Raw genomic sequence first — 16462 nt, forward strand, 5'->3', positions numbered from 1 at the left:
AATAATAAGTGGTTTCTTTTTGCAAAAACTTTCTTAAGTACTTGTAAATCAGTAAATTTTAACAAACAATTGTGATTCATCATACCATTAATTTATAGAATCTGTCTGTTTGGTTTGATTGGTTTTTGGATAATTAAAAAGATCTTTAATCGATTTAGGTTTTGTGTTATTAGCTGAGTCTTTAGGCTCTGTGTTTCCACCTTTTATAATATCGTCCAACACATTTTTTATTGGATTGGAGTTGGGTTTGTTTGTGTCTACAGAATCTTTTGGATTGCTTGGGGTTTGATTGTTATTTATGCCACCAAGTAAATCTAGTATTTGGTCTTTGCCTTTATTAATTAATTTCTGTTTTTCAATTTCAATTAGTTGTTTTGTTAAATTGGCTACCCCACTTGTTAAATCTGTTTTAACGTTTGGATTGTTAAAAGTTCCAGTAATATTAGCTGTAACTGGTATCGAAATATTATTTACCGCTTGATCGTCTATTTTCCCTATCAATCTATTAATGTCGCTACCCAGGTATTTTGCTGGAACTTGAAAAGTAGCGTTATAATTCATGTTATTAGTAAAACTATGTGAACCCTTGATGTTTATTTTAATGTCTTTATATTGAAGATCGAAAGGGGTAATGTTTACCATGCCATTTTCAAAAGTTAAGTTGGTTTTCAAGTCTTTTAAATCTAATTTGCTGAAGTCTACAAAACTTAATGCGCCATTTAATGCGTTTACAAGAGCTTCATTTTTAGGCTTGATTTCTGTAGTTTGAACTTCGGCAAACGCAGTACCATTTATGCTATTTAAATCTGGTGTAAAATTTCCATCTAAATTTCCAGAAAGCGCAATGTTACTATTTAGTTTGCCTTGAAGCGCACTAGCAATTGGAGCTAGGCTTTGAAGCAGTTCTAAACCGTTAAAAGATTTTGAAATATCAAATTGACTCATATCCAAATTCATAACAAATGTTGGCGTTTTTAAAGCTGTATCCACATAACCATCTACCAAGAGCTTTCCTTCAAAAACATTAGAACTCATGTTTCTTAAAACAGCTTTTTCGTCTTTTATGTATAGATTTCCTTTCACGTCTTTAAGGGTTAAATTGTCGTAATAAACTGTTTTGGCATCTGCATTAATTTTACAATCTAAGAAGGCTGGAATTTTAAAAGCTTCAGAAGAATTGACTGTTTTGTTTTCTGAATTTTCAGTAGCATCCTCCATCATAAAATCGCTTAAATAAAAGGCATCGGAATTCACATTAAAATCTCCTTCAAGTTTTTTATCGCTAAAAATAAACCCAAGTAAATTATTAATGGTTCCATTGGCTTTTATGTCGCTTTTTCCTGTAGATGCATTAAAAGTGATTAGTTTTATTGTTCCAGGATTAAAGGCTATGGCAGCTTCTGAAATTTCAATAGGATTTACTAAGTCTTCAGAAGTATATTTAAAGTTTTTTAAGTTTAGATTTCCATCGTTCTTAATACGTTGATAAGCATTTTTTTCAATGGCATCCATATCAAAATTGGTATTTAGCTTAGCAACTAAAATTCCGGTTAAGTCGTTTTCTAAATCAATAGGATAGGCCTGACTTAGATTGGCTAAATTTAAAATGCCATCTACATGTGCATTTACTGTTATGTTTTTTGTAAGATTTCTAATTACGGCCGAAGATTTAAAGACATCTTGATCAATTTTAAAATTCAAAGTTTGTAAATCCATATACGTATCGTCCATAAGTCTAGTCATGTTTTTAACCGAAGCATTGATTGAGATATTATCAATTCCTTTTGGTAAGTCAGGATATTTAAACGACGCATTGTTAGAAACCATATTGATGTCTAATGTTGGAATGGTTTCTTCGGTTAATGTACCTTTAATGATTCCTTTAATTTTAAAATTTCCAGAAGTTTCTACTTTGTCAAGATCTTTAGAATAGGTTTTAGGTATAACTGCTAAAAAATCTTTAAAGTCAGAACCTGGGTTTTCGAACGTAACATCAATTTCCTGACCTTCTTCAAGCATTTGCACAAAGCCTTGAAACTCGATTGGTAATTGATTGATATAGGCTTTATTCTCTTTAAAGGTGTATTTATCGTTAGTTAAATCCAAACCAATTAAAGCGTTCAGTTTAATGTCGTTATTGCTTAAATATTCTGTACTGTCAATCTTTAAACTTACTCTAGCGCTTGTTTTTGTGTCTAATTCAGAAACATCACCAGAAAAAGTTCCTTTTCCTGAATGATTTAATTCCGTAATATAAAAAGTGGTATTAGAGCCTTCATCTAAAAAGGTTAACGCACTATTATCTATGGAGTAATCTTTAATGTCTAAGGTAAATCCTTTAGAGCTGTTTTCAGGAGTGTCTGGTTTTTCGTCTTTTTCTTTTGCTATATCGTAATTGGTTTCTCCTCTTTTATTTGTTTTAAGACTAATGAGTGCTTCTTTCAAGTTTATTTCATTAATCACAATAGGATCTTCGTCTGCCTTTTTAAACAATTCTTTTATAGACATATTTAAAGATATAGACTTTGCTGTAGCTAAGGTTTCATCTTTAAAAGGCTCGAAATTTGTAATTACTAAATCGTTAACATCTACTTGTGCCTGAGGAAAGCTTCTAATAAAGCTTAAGCTAACATCGTTAAATTCCACATGAGCATTTAAATTTTCGTTGATGGTTCGTTTTACAATCTCTTTTATTTTAGATTGAAATACAAAAGGAACGGCTAGTAATAGTAAGACTAGAACTAACAAAGTGATTCCAGTAATTTTTAAAATTTTTTTCATGTGATGTGATAAGTTTGTGTAAGTATATACGTATAAAATAGTATCAAAGTTGCCAAAAAGCAAAAGTTTAATAAAACTTTAATACTATAGGGAGTCCGTCTCTTTTTTTAATGTAAACGCTTTTGTTAAGTATTATAGCCTATAAAACGTAAAGATATATGAGAATTCTTAAAATGAAAATCTGTCATTAGCTTGCTACGAAAGATATTTCGAAAAATAAGGTAGATAAATAGTGATTGGGTCGTTGTGTAGTAAGTTTATCTTTTAAATTCATTTAAAATTGTGGATAAATAGGCCTGACAAATATAAGGTATTAAAATTTCTTTTAGTTAATTTGTTTTTTCAATGGATACACGGCAAAAAATTTACATATCTCTAGGTAGTAATAAAGGCGACAGATTAAAAAATCTGCAAGACGCCATTAATCTTATTTTTAAAAAAATTGGAAAAATAAACATCATTTCTAAAGTTTATAATACACCTGCTATTGGTTTTGAAGGCGACGATTTTTTTAATTGCTGTCTTATTTTAGAAACAGAAATACCTTCAGAAAAAGTTATGCAAGAGTTACTTGCCATTGAAACATTTTTAGGAAGAATAAGAGATGAGAGTAAAGGCTATCAATCCCGGATTATAGATTTAGATATCTTGTTTGTAGACGAAGAAATAATTGATAGCCTGCAACTTCAGGTGCCACATCCTGAGCTTCATAAAAGAAAATTTGTTTTAAAACCTTTATTGGAAATTGCACCTAAAATATCACATCCAAAACTTCATAAATCTATAGCTGTTTTATTGGAGGAGTGTGAAGATGCGAGTGATATTGAGCCTGTTAATATCTGGTTAAAAAATCCAAGTAAACAATTTCAGTTTTCAAATTTTAATTATATAGCCATTGAAGGTAATATAGGTGCAGGAAAAACCAGTTTGGCAACTATGATTTCCAAAGATTTTAATGCGAAATTAATTTTAGAGCGCTTTGCTGAAAATCCGTTTCTTCCAAAATTTTACGAAGACGCCAAGCGTTATGCTTTCACACTCGAAATGTCTTTTTTGGCAGATAGATATCAGCAAATTAGTGACGATTTATCCCAGCTAGATTTATTTAAAGATTTTATTATTAGCGATTACGATATTTATAAATCCTTAATTTTCTCGAAAATAACCTTGCCTGAAGACGAGTTTAAACTTTATAGAAAACTCTTCTATTTAATGTATAAAGACATTGCAAAACCAGAATTGTATGTGTATTTGTATCAAAATACAGAGCGTTTACAAGAAAACATTAGAAAAAGAGGTCGTGATTACGAACAGAATATTGCCAACGAGTATCTAGATAAAATAAACACAGGCTATTTGGAATTTTTAAAAAATCAATCTGAGTTAAATGTGAAAATAATTGATATTTCTGAAAAAGATTTTGTTGAAAACCGAGAAGATTATCTTTGGGTTTTAGGAGAAATTTCTAAGTAAAAACTACTCTATTGTTAATTAGGTGTTTAGTTGATGAAATTAGTTTTTTATAGTAGATAGTTTAGAATATAAATCCCAAATTACAACCCCGCAACTCACCGAGATATTTAAAGAATGTTTGGTGCCAAATTGAGGGATTTCAAGCACCACATCGCTATTGCTAACAATATTTTGGGCCACGCCTTTTACTTCATTTCCAAAAATCAAGGCATATGTTGTTCCTTTTTTAGGGGTAAAGTCGTTTAACATCGTGGCATTTTCAGCTTGTTCAACGGAGACTATCTTTATGTTGTCTTTTTTTAGTTTTTCAACTAAGTCTATGGTGTTTTCAACATATTCCCAAGATACAGTTTCGGTACTCCCCAAAGCAGTTTTATGTATGTCTTTATGTGGAGGTGTTGCAGTTATACCACAGAGATAAATTTTTTCAATTAAAAAAGCATCACTCGTTCTAAAAACCGAGCCAATATTATTTAAACTTCGTATGTTATCCAATACAATAATTAAAGGTGTTTTTTTAACGTCTTTAAAATCTTCAATACTTAATCTGTCTAATTCGCTATTTTTTAGTTTGCGCATATTAAAAATTATGAATAATTGTAAATAACTTATATAACTTTGGTTTTACAAAACATGAAATTATGGTTACTTTAGCAGCCCTAGATATTACACAAAAGTAACACATATAAATCATTTAACCATTGAAGGGTTTCCGTCTTCACGGGAATGAAAAAGACAAGATGACGAAAAAGACAAAAAAAGTAACGCCTTTAATGAAACAATACAATGCCATTAAGGTGAAATATCCAGATGCTTTGCTATTGTTTCGTGTAGGAGATTTTTATGAAACTTTTGGAGAGGATGCCATAAAAACAGCTGGTATTTTAGGAATTATATTAACAAAAAGAGGAGCAGGAAGCGAGAGTGAAACCGAATTGGCAGGATTTCCACATCACTCTTTAAATACCTATTTACCTAAATTAGTAAAAGCTGGAGAACGCGTGGCTATTTGCGATCAGTTAGAAGATCCTAAGCAAACTAAAACTATAGTAAAACGTGGCGTAACCGAATTAGTAACTCCCGGAGTAGCTTTTAATGATGAGGTTCTAAAATCGAAGTCTAATAACTTTTTATGTTCGGTTTATTTTGGTTCTTCTTCAAGCCCAACGTCCAATTCTAAAATAGGAATTTCATTTTTAGATATCACTACCGGAGAGTTTTTAACTTCTCAAGGGAATGAAGAATATATAGATAAACTTCTTCAGAATTTTAAACCTAGTGAAGTCCTTGTTTCTAAGAAAAATCGAAATTATTTTAAGACGGTTTTTGGAGACGATTTTCACACCTTTCACCTGGAAGATTGGGTATATCAGATTGATTATTGCAATGAAACTTTAATCAAACATTTCAACACAAATACTCTAAAGGGTTTTGGAATAGAAGATTTAAACGAAGGTATTATTGCTTCGGGTTCTATTCTTTATTATCTGGGTGAAACCCAACACAACAAATTACAGCATATTACAGCTATTGGTAGAATTGCTGAAGACGACTACGTGTGGATGGATAAATTTACCATTAGAAATCTGGAACTGTATTATTCTACCAATAATAATGCAGTTACACTTTTAAATGTTATTGATAAAACCATTTCTCCTATGGGTGGTCGACTGCTTAAACGTTGGTTGGCTTTGCCTTTAAAAGATGTGAAGCAAATTAAGCAACGTCATGAAGTAGTAGATTATTTATCTAAAAACACGCAACAGCTTCAAAAAATTCAAAATCACATTAAGAATATTGGAGATATTGAACGTTTAATATCTAAAGTGGCAACGGCCAAAGTGCATCCCAGAGAGGTTATTCAACTTAAAAACTCTTTAGAAGCCATTGTGCCAATTAAAGCGTTGGCCTCTAGTAGCGACAACGATTCTCTAAAAGTAATTGGAGACACGCTTCAAAGTTGTCAGGTACTTCGAGAGAAAATAAAGGAAACTTTAAATGAAGACGCGCCAGTAAACGTTTTGAAAGGATTTACTATTGCAGAAGGTTTTTCTTCTGAATTAGATGAGCTCCGTGGTTTATCGCACTCAGGAAAAACCTATTTGGATAATATGTTGAAGCGAGAAAGCGAACGTACAGGGATTACCTCTTTAAAAATAGGTTCTAATAATGTGTATGGTTATTATATTGAAGTTAGAAATACGCATAAAGACAAAGTTCCAGAAGAATGGATTAGAAAACAAACTTTAGTCAATGCCGAACGTTATATTACTGAAGAACTGAAAGAATACGAAGCCAAAATTCTTGGCGCAGAAGAACGTATTTTAGTTATCGAGCAACAATTATTTTCAGAATTAATTGTTTGGATGATGCAATATATCAAGCCAGTTCAACAAAATGCTAATTTAATTGGGCAATTGGATTGCTTATGCGGTTTTGCACAATTAGCAAACGATAATAATTATGTGTATCCAATAATTGATAATTCTACCGATTTAGACATAAAAGACGGAAGACATCCAGTTATAGAAAAACAACTACCGCCAAGTGAAGCTTATATTGCTAACGATGTTTTTTTAAATAGAGAAACGCAACAAATCATCATGATTACTGGGCCAAATATGTCTGGTAAGTCCGCCATACTAAGGCAAACAGCCTTAATTGTACTCTTAGCTCAAACAGGAAGTTTTGTACCTGCAAAAGAAGCTAGAATAGGTGTGGTCGATAAAATATTTACCAGAGTAGGGGCAAGCGATAATATTTCTATGGGAGAATCTACTTTTATGGTAGAAATGAATGAAACAGCTTCCATTCTAAATAATCTATCCGAAAGAAGTTTGGTTCTACTAGATGAAATAGGACGAGGAACAAGCACTTATGATGGAATTTCGATAGCGTGGGCTATAAGCGAATATTTACACGAACATCCGGCAAAAGCAAAAACGTTATTTGCTACACATTATCATGAGTTAAATGAAATGACCGAAACCTTCGAGCGCATTAAAAACTATAATGTTTCGGTAAAAGAATTAAAAGATAATGTTCTTTTCTTAAGAAAATTAGTTCCAGGAGGTTCAGCTCATAGTTTTGGAATTCATGTGGCTAAAATGGCTGGTATGCCACAGCAAGTCTTACATCGTGCTAATAAAATATTAGAAAAACTTGAACAATCTCATTCAAGCGAAGAGTTAACCGAAAAAGTAAAAACTCTAGATAATGAGATGCAGTTAAGTTTTTTTAATTTAGACGATCCCTTGTTGGAGAATATTAAAGATGAGATTTTACACATTGATATTGATACACTTACGCCTGTGGAAGCGCTTATGAAATTGAACGAAATTAAACGTATGTTGATTAAGAAGAAGATGGCTTAAAAATAAATTGTATTATTTTTCAAAAAAGGCTTTGCAATTCACATAAATATTTTAAATTTGCAACCGCAATCGAGAGATTGTACGTTCATTAATAACTGCGAAAGTAGCTCAGGGGTAGAGCATCACCTTGCCAAGGTGGAGGTCGCGGGTTCAAATCCCGTCTTTCGCTCTATACGCTGATAAAAATATACCAAGCTGAAGTGGTGGAATTGGTAGACACGTTGGACTTAAAATCCAATGTCCATTAGGACGTACGGGTTCAAGTCCCGTCTTCAGTACAGATGAAAAGCCGAAACGAAAGTTTCGGCTTTTTTGTTTTAAAAATTTGCGGAAAGCTCGCTTTCTAGCAAATTTTTAAAATAAAAAAGCGATTCATTTTTATGAATCGGCTTTTCTCAAGATGTTGATAAAGGACTCGGCGCAGCCAAGTCCTTTATATCGACAACCTATTTTATTTCAATGAATTTTTAAAACAAAAAAGCAACCCAATCTTTTGGATTCGCTTTTCTCAAAATGTTGATACGGGACTCGGCTTAGCGAAGTCCATTTTACATGATATTTCTTTTTTCTTACAGGCAAATTTTAAAAACAAAAATGCTTTATCGAACAGATAAAGCATTTTTGTTTTAGATCTTATATTATAATAATTAACCTCTAGTCTGCGTCATATTATCCGAAACAACAATAATATAATCAGCAATTTCAGCTTTATCTTCTTTGTTCATTTCTTCCCATTCAGATTGCATAACTGTAGTAATCGATTTGATATTTAAACCAGGTTGAATTTTATTAATCCACCAAATAATACCTTGGTTGTAATTAGAGTGATAAGAACCTCCAAAATGAAAAAGTAAATCTCCTTCATTAAAATTCTTAAGAGAAAAGTGTGCCATGGTGGCATCCTTCGAGGCCTGAGCTATTTGAATATTCAGCATGTTTGGAGGTATATGTCCACCCATGTGGTCGGCCATTTCTGCATATGCCTTTACGGTTGGGTCGAAATAAGTTTCTAAATCGGGACCAATCATAGCAAGGGCTTCTGGACTTAATTCTTTTAAAACACCCATGCCTTTTTTACTTAACATGGAAGCGTATCTTCTTGGAATATTGGTAGCAATAAATCGTAGTTTGTTATCTTTTGCAAATTCTACTAAAGGTTTATAATCTGTTTTATAATTACCCCATAATTGGGTGATTTCTGGAAGCATTTTATCTTCAGCATAAAAATCGTTGAGGTATTCGTTTAAAACTAGTTGGTTGCCATTTTCAAACATTTCAGCTCCAAAAAATAGTTTATCACCTTTAATTTCGAAGAAACTTTTACTCATTTCCAATTGGAGCCAATGCGAAATTGGGTTGTTGTGGTATTCCCCAAAAAAAACCATGTCGCTTTTAGCTAAATCGCTAATCATTTTTTCATAATTAGCCGATTTTCCATTGTTTTTAAATAACTGGTAAGCTGGTTTGTGTTTTTGAGCAATTGATGTACTTAGAAAAACTAAGGTAAAAAATCCTGTTAGTAGTATTTGTTTCATGTAGGTTTATTGTTTTTTTGACTTCTTTTTTGACTTTTCAATGTTCTTTACATAAATTAATTTATGCTTGCTTTTAGGGGTTTCCCTTTGTTCTATTTCAAAGCTATCAGTAGATTTAATTAAAGGTGTTAATTTTTCAAAACCATAGTTCCTAGAATCAAAATTAGGTTGTTTTTTCTGTAATAAACTTCCAACGTCTCCAAGAAACGCCCAGCCTTCTTCATCAGATAAATCATCAATTGTTGTAGAGATTAATTTAATAACTTGAGGTGTAATTTTATCGATGCTGTCTTTATTTTTATCCTTGCTGCTAGTTTCGTCTTTCTTTTCAGATTGAGTCCTTAATATTTCAACATAAATAAATTTATCGCAGGCTACAATAAACGGAGTTGGTGTCTTTTTTTCTCCAATTCCAATTACTTGCATTCCAGCTTCTCTTAATCTAGTTGCTAATCTTGTAAAATCACTATCGCTAGAAACCAAACAAAAACCATTCACTTTATTAGAGTAGAGAATATCCATGGCGTCAATAATCATGGCAGAATCTGTAGCATTTTTTCCTGTAGTGTAGGCGTATTGTTGGATGGGTGTAATAGCATTTTGCAGTAAAAGATCTTTCCATTTAGACAGGTGAGGTTTGGTCCAGTCTCCATAAATCCTTTTAATGGTAGGATTGCCATATTTTGCAATTTCTTCCATCATTTCTTTTACGTGAGCCGATGGAATATTGTCTCCATCTATAAGTACTGCTAAATTCAAATTCATGTTGTTCATTGTATTTTTTCAAGATTTTTACAAGATATTGAATTATCAAGACGAATTAAGAAACTTTTAAAATAAAATGTAACGTATGGTTTAGAAGTTTGCTTTTTCTTTCTTTTTGTTGTCACCTATTTCATAGGTCTTTAAAGCTTCAATAGTTGTTTTATAACCAAGATCAAAAATATGGTTTAAATTCTTTTTGTCGAATGTTCCAAACTTATCTAATCCTTTTGGACAAACAATTAAATCACATTTTATAAACTTCATATAATCTTCCCTTACAGACTTTAGTTTGAATGCTCTTTCAGCTACATGATGAGAATGTTTTAATTCCTTTATGTTTATGGTTTCAAAACCATTGACATAAACACCAATAATTTTATCGCACTTTTTCCTTAAAAGTTCTACTGGAAAATTATTTAAAACCCCACCATCTACGTAATAAGAATCTTTGATTTTTACAGGAGAAAAAACACCGGGGAATGCGGCTGAAGCTAGGATGGGGTTTATTAGCTCTCCTTCTTTAAAAACAGCTAAATCTCCATTTAAAATATTTGTTGCCGTTATATGAAGCTCCTTTTTTAGAGCACTAAAATTATCTTCAGGAAAATATTTTTTAAAATTATTATAAAATTTATTAGCATCTAAAAGGCCGGGTTTACTAATGGCATATTTAGTAATGTCTAAAACCGAAATAGTTTTAAAGAACTTTAAAATATTTTCCCAACTATAACCTGAGGCATATAGAGCGCCAACTATTGCACCTGCACTTGTTCCAGCTATATGTGTTGGATAAATATTGTGTTCTTCGAGAGCCTTTATGGCTCCTAGATGCGCAGCACCTCTCATGCCACCTCCTGATAAAACTAATCCTATACTCATTGTTTTGTGTCTATATGGGTCAAAAATACATTTATTTTAAAACTATTAACATGACTATAATCATTTTGGTAGTACCTAACATCCTGTATCTTTGAGAGACTCATATTAGCAACACATGCAAAAACCAAAAAACGCTTTTAAATCTTTTTTTATTGAAGTTGGCGAACTTTCATATTTTGCTGGTCGTTTTTTTAAAGAGGTTTTTTCTAGACCTTTCGAGTTTAGAGAACTATTACGACAATGTTATAATATTGGAAACAAGTCTATTTTATTGGTTGGAGTTACTGGTTTTATAATTGGTCTAGTATTAACCTTACAAACGAGACCAACCTTAGAAGAATTTGGCGCTGTATCTTGGATGCCTTCTATGGTTAGTATTTCTATAATTAGAGAAATTGGCCCAGTAATTATAGCATTAACCTTTGCAGGAAGAATTGCTTCTGGAATTGGTGCAGAATTAGGTTCTATGAAGGTTACAGAACAGATTGATGCCATGGAGGTTTCAGGAACAAATCCGTTTAAATTTCTAGTGGTTACAAGAATTTTGGCAGCCACACTTATGCTTCCAATCTTAGTGATTTTTGGAGATGCCGTAGCGCTTTATGGCTCCTATATTATAGAAAATACTAAAGGAGATGTGTCCTTTGTGCTATATTTTAATAAGGTGTTTAAAGCTTTGGAGTTTAGCGATATTTTTCCTGCAACCATAAAAACATTTTTCTTTGGTTTTGCTATTGGACTAGTAGGATGTTTTAAAGGTTATACTTGTAACAAAGGAACGGTTGGTGTTGGAATGGCTGCAAATTCGGCAGTAGTTTATGCTTCCATGTTGCTATTTGTGTTAGATTTTATAGCTGTTTTTGTAACCGATATATTTTTTGAAATTTAACAAATGAATCAAACGGAAAACATATTAGAGAGTTCTAAAGAATTACAAGATAGAAAGCTCATGCTTGAAATTGTAGATTTGAGAAAATCCTTTGGTGATAATCACGTTTTAAATGGATTTAATTTGGAACTTTATGAAGGTGAAAACCTTGTAATAATGGGAAAGTCTGGCTCAGGGAAATCCGTCATGATAAAATGTCTTGTCGGTTTAATGCCAGCAGATTCCGGAACCATCAAAGTAATGGGAAAGGATATTACCAAACTCAATCGTGTCGAGTTAGACGATACACGTACAGATATAGGATTTCTATTCCAAGGCAATGCTCTTTACGACTCTATGACGGTAAGAGAGAATCTAGAGTTTCCGTTGCGAAGACATAAAGCAAAATTTGGAATAATAGAAGATACAACACCTCTTGTTATGGAAGCTTTAGAGAGTGTTGGTTTGGCTCATACTATTAATTTAATGCCGTCTGAATTATCTGGAGGCATGCAAAAACGAATCGCTTTGGCAAGAGCACTAATTTTAAAACCGAAAATTATTTTATACGATGAGCCAACGAGTGGATTAGACCCAATAACATCCAAAGAAATTATTGAGTTAATGAGGCGTGTGCAAAAACAATATAAAACATCCTCGTTAATTATTACCCACGATGTGGATTGTGCCAGAGTAGTAAGTGAACGAATGATTTTATTAGTAGATGGTACTAATTATGCTGAAGGAACTTTTGCTGAATTGGCTTCGTCTGAGGAAGAACAAGTGAAAGCATTTTTTAAATGATTTAAAAATATTTCAATGAAAAAGACAAAAAAAGAGACATTTAGACTGGGCCTTTTTGTAGTTCTCGGTATGATTGTTTTTATAGCTGCCATTTATTTTATTGGCGAGCAAAAAAACATGTTCGATAAAACCTTTACCATAAGCGCTAATTTTAATAATGTGAATGGCTTGATGCAAGGAAATAACGTACGTTATTCTGGAATTAATGTGGGAACGGTAAAAAATATTAATATGATAAACGATTCTACTATTAATGTGGAATTAATTATCAACGAAAAAATGGTTCAGCATATTAAAAAGGATGCTATTGCTACTATTGGTTCTGATGGTTTGGTAGGCAATATGATAGTGAATATTATTCCAGGTGAAGGGTCTGCAGCCCATATAAACCAAGGAGATGTGATTAAAACATACACTAAAATAGGAACTGGTGAAATGCTAAATACCTTAAATACTACCAATGAAAATGCTGCCTTATTAACATCTAAATTGTTGGATATTGTAAATAGTATCAATAAAGGAAAGGGGACTTTGGGGATGTTAATTAAAGATACTCTCATGGCAAATAATGTAAGTTTAACTCTAGAAAATTTAAAACTTACTAGTCAAGAAGCTAATAGAACCATGCTGCATCTTAATTCGCTCATAAGCGAGATAGATTTAGACGAAAGTGTAGCAGGTGTATTATTAAACGATACTACAGAAGCTAATAAGGTTAGGAGCATTATTACTAATCTAGAAACTTCAAGTGTAGAAATTCAGTCTGTAATTACTAATTTAAATGAAACTATTACGAATATAAAAGATGGAGAAGGCACAATAAACTATTTATCTAATGACCCTGATCTTGTGAAGCAATTAGATGAGTCCATCAAAAATATTAATGAAGGTACTGAGAAGTTTAACGAAAATATGGAAGCTTTAAAGCATAACTTCTTGACCCGAGGCTATTTTAAAAAGCTAGAAAAGGAAGAGAGAAAAGCAGCAAAAGATAATAATTAATATTTATTCAAACTCGATAAGAGTATTAGATATATGCCCTTCTTTTAATGTGATATTTTGAATGATTTGCCAGTTTTTTCTTGGATATTTTTCTTTTAATAAACCTAAATCTTCTTCAAAATTATCGCTTATTAATATTACCGTATCGTTTATATTGTAATTAGGGAAAAAAGCAATATTTCCTATGTAATTGATGGCATCTGCTTCGACCTTAAAAGGAATGTTGAATTTATTTTTAGACGACTTAATAGCGTACCCAATACCTGTGTTTGTTACTAAATTATAATCGTAAAATTCATAATCGCCAACCTTTAATTCTAAAACAAATAAATAAACTTTTTTATTGTCTATTTTAAGATGAGGACTGCTTCGTAAAATTGCCAACCCATCGCCATTATATAACCATGTAACGTCTTTGTCTTCAGGTTTAAATTTAAATCCATAGGATGAGTATTTTGGTTTTTCGTTTATAATAGTAATTGCACCAACAATATAACCATTTCCATCGGCAGGATTTCTAACCATTATTTTCTTAGAATTACAACTAAAAAAAAGTATCACAATTGAAAGAACGGTCAATTTTTTCATACTAATATTAGATTTGGACTTAAGGTTTTTAAGTTGTTTTTTTGGCTCGTAATGATAACAAATTACACTCCAATATCAAAATACCCAATAATAATCTTAAGTTATTTTTTATGTTTAAATTGAAGGTGTTCTAGCTTTTTTCCAGTTAGAGTTTTTTCACCCACAACTTCAAACCCTAATTTTAAGTATAACCTTTTAGCATTAGGATTGTCTTTATCTACAAGTAAGCCTATTGTTTTATTTCTATTATAGACATACTCATCGATCAAGAATTGAAATATTTTTGATCCAATACCTTTGCCTTGCTGGGTTGGATCTACTCCAACGCAATCAATATAAAATTCTCCTGCTTGAGTTTCGTCATCAGGATTAAAATCTCTGTTAAACATGGATTTAATGGTCTTTGCAACAGGGTCTCTTAGTTCTTGTAACATTGCGCCATCATATATATTAGCTGCTGCAATAACCTTGTCTTCATTTTCTGCTAGCCAACAGTTTTCAAAAGAATACTGATTGGCTTTTTCTACAATTAGAGTTTCTAAAAAATGAGTGGCTTTCTCTGGAGATTTTCCGCCAATAAAATGAAAAACAATGTCATTCATGGCTAACATCATAAATGGAGCGATTGCTTTGGCATCTTCTGATATAGCCTTTCTAATTATCATGATTTATTTTATTCATTAGTTTCGTAGAAATCTATTTTGTTGCTAAGCTTTTTTATTTCTTCTTGTAGACTTTCAACTTTATCCAGCAGATTCGAAATAGCATGAATACCTTCTAAATTGATATCCATATCGTAATGAAAACGGATGAGTTTTTCAATGTTTTTTATCTGAGTTATTCGAACACACTGAGTGTTTTCTTCTGTTGTAATTTCAATTAATTCGTATTCATACAAGGATGTTATAAACGTTTCTGGAACCTTATAAAGCGTGCAAAATTCTTGTATTGATATTAAATTCTCTCTGTCCATAATTATCTTAATTTTGCTAATTCAGTAAATAATTCCTTTTCTTTCTCTGTCAGGTTTGTAGGGGTTTTTATATTATAAGTAATGTATAAATCTCCAAACTGGCCCTCTTTTTTGTAAACAGGAAAACCTTTGCCTTTAAGCTTTACTTGAGTACCGTTTTGGGTTTCTGGTTTTACTTTTAATTTCACCTTTCCATCAAACGTATCTACAGTAACTTCTCCTCCTAAAAGAGACTTGTATAAATCTAAATTGGCTGTTTTGTACAGGTTACTTTTATCTCTTTTAAAATTGGTTTTGTTTACTACAACAAACTTTATATATAAATCGCCATTAGGACCTTTATTTACTCCTTTTCCACCATGGCCAGTAATTTTAATTGTCTGACCATTTTCTACTCCGGCAGGAATAGTAATTCTAATATTTTTATTATTGACTGCTAGGGTGCGTTTATGAGTGGTATAAACATCTTTTAAATCCAGTTGCAATTCGGCATTAAAATCCTGTCCGCGAAACATGGTACTACGACCTCCTTGTCTAGACGCACCTCCAAACATGGATTCAAAAAAATCTGAAAAATCACTTTCGTTAAATCCGCCAGAATACTGTTGTTGTCTACTGTTTTGATGTTGTTGTTGCTGTTGTCTGGCTTTTTCGTATGCTTCGGCTTGTTCCCAGTCCTTTCCGTGTTCGTCGTATTTTTTACGATTTTCTGGATGACTCAAAACCTCGTTAGCTTCGTTAATTTCCTTGAATTTCTTTTCAGCTACTTTGTCGTTGGGATTTAAATCTGGATGGTATTTTCTAGCTAATTTTCTGTAAGCCTTTTTGATGTCTTTATCAGACGCATTTTTTGGAACACCCAATATTTTATAATAATCTATATATGCCATATCCTATCTTGCTATTGGTTTCTTTTTTTACCCGTTAAACTATCAATTTTTATTAAAAAAATAAAAGCTGCTTCGTCTTTTTCTATTTTACTTGAAAACTCCCTTATAAAATTCACTTTTTGAAACTCGGTTTCAGTAATAATATGTTTTATACCTAAAGAAAACACGTGGAGATAAGCTCTTGCTTCGTTTCCAAAATGTAATTCAAAATCCCCATGAACTAGCACAGACTTCCACTGATTAACAGAATGTACTTCTCCTACTTGCAAAGAGATTTGCTTGTTTTTTCGCATGGCTTGTATTTTATGTCCTTCGGCCGAATAGCAAATAATATGGTCCTCTTTTTTATCAAAGAAATAGGTAATTGGTACCACATAAGGTTTGTTTTCAGAGATATATCCTAAATGACCTATGTAATTGTTTTCAAGGATAAAATGACATTCTTTGGTTTCTAAATCTGTAATCATATTTTTGTTTTTTACCTGCAATAGGTTTAGTTTCTAATTTAACGTTTTTTCGTGAGATGTTTT

15 protein-coding genes and 2 tRNA genes are annotated in these 16462 nt (G+C 32.0%); 7 read left to right on the forward strand and 10 right to left on the reverse strand.

Annotation, left to right across the window (positions count from 1 at the left end; genetic code table 11):
* Positions 1 to 87: 87 nt before the first annotated feature.
* On the reverse strand, positions 88 to 2781 hold the full coding sequence (locus OS191_RS12780) for an AsmA family protein (RefSeq protein ID WP_267156105.1): 2694 nt from the start codon (positions 2779 to 2781) through the stop codon (positions 88 to 90).
* A 345-nt stretch (positions 2782 to 3126) separates the two neighbouring features.
* On the opposite strand from OS191_RS12780, the gene folK reads away from it, so the two are divergent.
* On the forward strand, positions 3127 to 4254 hold the full coding sequence (folK, locus tag OS191_RS12785) for a 2-amino-4-hydroxy-6-hydroxymethyldihydropteridine diphosphokinase (protein WP_267156106.1): 1128 nt from the start codon (positions 3127 to 3129) through the stop codon (positions 4252 to 4254).
* 39 nt (positions 4255 to 4293) lie between these two features.
* Here folK and OS191_RS12790 read toward each other — a convergent pair whose 3' ends face one another.
* On the reverse strand, positions 4294 to 4833 hold the full coding sequence (locus tag OS191_RS12790) for an RNA methyltransferase (RefSeq protein WP_267156107.1): 540 nt from the start codon (positions 4831 to 4833) through the stop codon (positions 4294 to 4296).
* A 161-nt stretch (positions 4834 to 4994) separates the two neighbouring features.
* Between OS191_RS12790 and mutS the strand changes: the two genes are divergently transcribed.
* The 3 genes from mutS (at position 4995) to OS191_RS12805 (ending at position 7906) form a co-directional block, all read left to right on the forward strand.
* Positions 4995 to 7628 carry a DNA mismatch repair protein MutS gene (mutS, locus tag OS191_RS12795; RefSeq protein ID WP_267156108.1) on the forward strand — a complete coding sequence of 878 codons (2634 nt, stop codon included), beginning with the start codon at positions 4995 to 4997 and terminating at the stop codon, positions 7626 to 7628.
* Between the two features lie 97 nt (positions 7629 to 7725).
* Positions 7726 to 7797: transfer RNA gene (locus tag OS191_RS12800), tRNA-Gly, on the forward strand.
* A gap of 25 nt (positions 7798 to 7822) precedes the next feature.
* A tRNA-Leu gene (locus OS191_RS12805) sits at positions 7823 to 7906 on the forward strand.
* 369 nt (positions 7907 to 8275) lie between these two features.
* On the opposite strand, the gene OS191_RS12810 is transcribed toward OS191_RS12805, so the two are convergent.
* The 3 genes from OS191_RS12810 to OS191_RS12820 form a co-directional block, all read right to left on the reverse strand.
* Positions 8276 to 9163, reverse strand: a complete 888-nt coding sequence (locus OS191_RS12810; RefSeq protein WP_267156109.1) for a ChaN family lipoprotein — start codon at positions 9161 to 9163, stop codon at positions 8276 to 8278.
* 6 nt (positions 9164 to 9169) lie between these two features.
* Entirely contained in the window at positions 9170 to 9928 is a 759-nt protein-coding gene (locus tag OS191_RS12815) for an NYN domain-containing protein (RefSeq protein WP_267156110.1), read from the reverse strand.
* A gap of 90 nt (positions 9929 to 10018) precedes the next feature.
* Complete coding sequence (locus OS191_RS12820; RefSeq protein WP_267156111.1) at positions 10019 to 10807, reverse strand: patatin-like phospholipase family protein; 789 nt, start codon at positions 10805 to 10807, stop codon at positions 10019 to 10021.
* Between the two features lie 115 nt (positions 10808 to 10922).
* On the opposite strand from OS191_RS12820, the gene OS191_RS12825 reads away from it, so the two are divergent.
* The 3 genes from OS191_RS12825 to OS191_RS12835 are packed head-to-tail and all read left to right on the forward strand — an operon-like array spanning position 10923 to position 13481.
* A complete protein-coding gene (locus OS191_RS12825; RefSeq protein WP_267156112.1) occupies positions 10923 to 11696 on the forward strand; it encodes an MlaE family ABC transporter permease in 774 nt (257 codons plus the stop codon).
* Positions 11697 to 11699: 3 nt separating this feature from the next.
* Positions 11700 to 12479: an ABC transporter ATP-binding protein gene (locus OS191_RS12830; protein WP_267156113.1), complete on the forward strand. Its 780-nt coding sequence runs from the start codon at positions 11700 to 11702 to the stop codon at positions 12477 to 12479.
* A gap of 15 nt (positions 12480 to 12494) precedes the next feature.
* The gene (locus tag OS191_RS12835; protein WP_267156114.1) at positions 12495 to 13481 is read left to right on the forward strand and encodes an MlaD family protein; all 987 of its coding nucleotides are present in this window, start codon (positions 12495 to 12497) and stop codon (positions 13479 to 13481) included.
* Positions 13482 to 13484: 3 nt separating this feature from the next.
* Here OS191_RS12835 and OS191_RS12840 read toward each other — a convergent pair whose 3' ends face one another.
* The 5 genes from OS191_RS12840 to OS191_RS12860 all read right to left on the reverse strand — a co-directional run bounded on the left by OS191_RS12840 (position 13485) and on the right by OS191_RS12860 (position 16399).
* A complete protein-coding gene (locus tag OS191_RS12840; protein ID WP_267156115.1) occupies positions 13485 to 14069 on the reverse strand; it encodes a hypothetical protein in 585 nt (194 codons plus the stop codon).
* A gap of 101 nt (positions 14070 to 14170) precedes the next feature.
* Positions 14171 to 14734 carry a GNAT family N-acetyltransferase gene (locus tag OS191_RS12845; protein WP_267156116.1) on the reverse strand — a complete coding sequence of 188 codons (564 nt, stop codon included), beginning with the start codon at positions 14732 to 14734 and terminating at the stop codon, positions 14171 to 14173.
* A gap of 8 nt (positions 14735 to 14742) precedes the next feature.
* Positions 14743 to 15042, reverse strand: coding sequence for a chaperone modulator CbpM (locus OS191_RS12850; RefSeq protein ID WP_267156117.1), 300 nt, complete (start codon positions 15040 to 15042; stop codon positions 14743 to 14745).
* Between the two features lie 2 nt (positions 15043 to 15044).
* Positions 15045 to 15932 carry a DnaJ C-terminal domain-containing protein gene (locus tag OS191_RS12855; protein ID WP_267156118.1) on the reverse strand — a complete coding sequence of 296 codons (888 nt, stop codon included), beginning with the start codon at positions 15930 to 15932 and terminating at the stop codon, positions 15045 to 15047.
* An 11-nt stretch (positions 15933 to 15943) separates the two neighbouring features.
* Positions 15944 to 16399 (reverse strand): pyridoxamine 5'-phosphate oxidase family protein, encoded by a 456-nt coding sequence (locus OS191_RS12860; protein ID WP_267156119.1) that lies wholly within the window; start codon positions 16397 to 16399, stop codon positions 15944 to 15946.
* Positions 16400 to 16462 lie beyond the last annotated feature (63 nt).

The sequence above is a fragment of the Xanthomarina sp. F2636L genome, assembly GCF_026410195.1.
Classification (GTDB): domain Bacteria; phylum Bacteroidota; class Bacteroidia; order Flavobacteriales; family Flavobacteriaceae; genus Xanthomarina.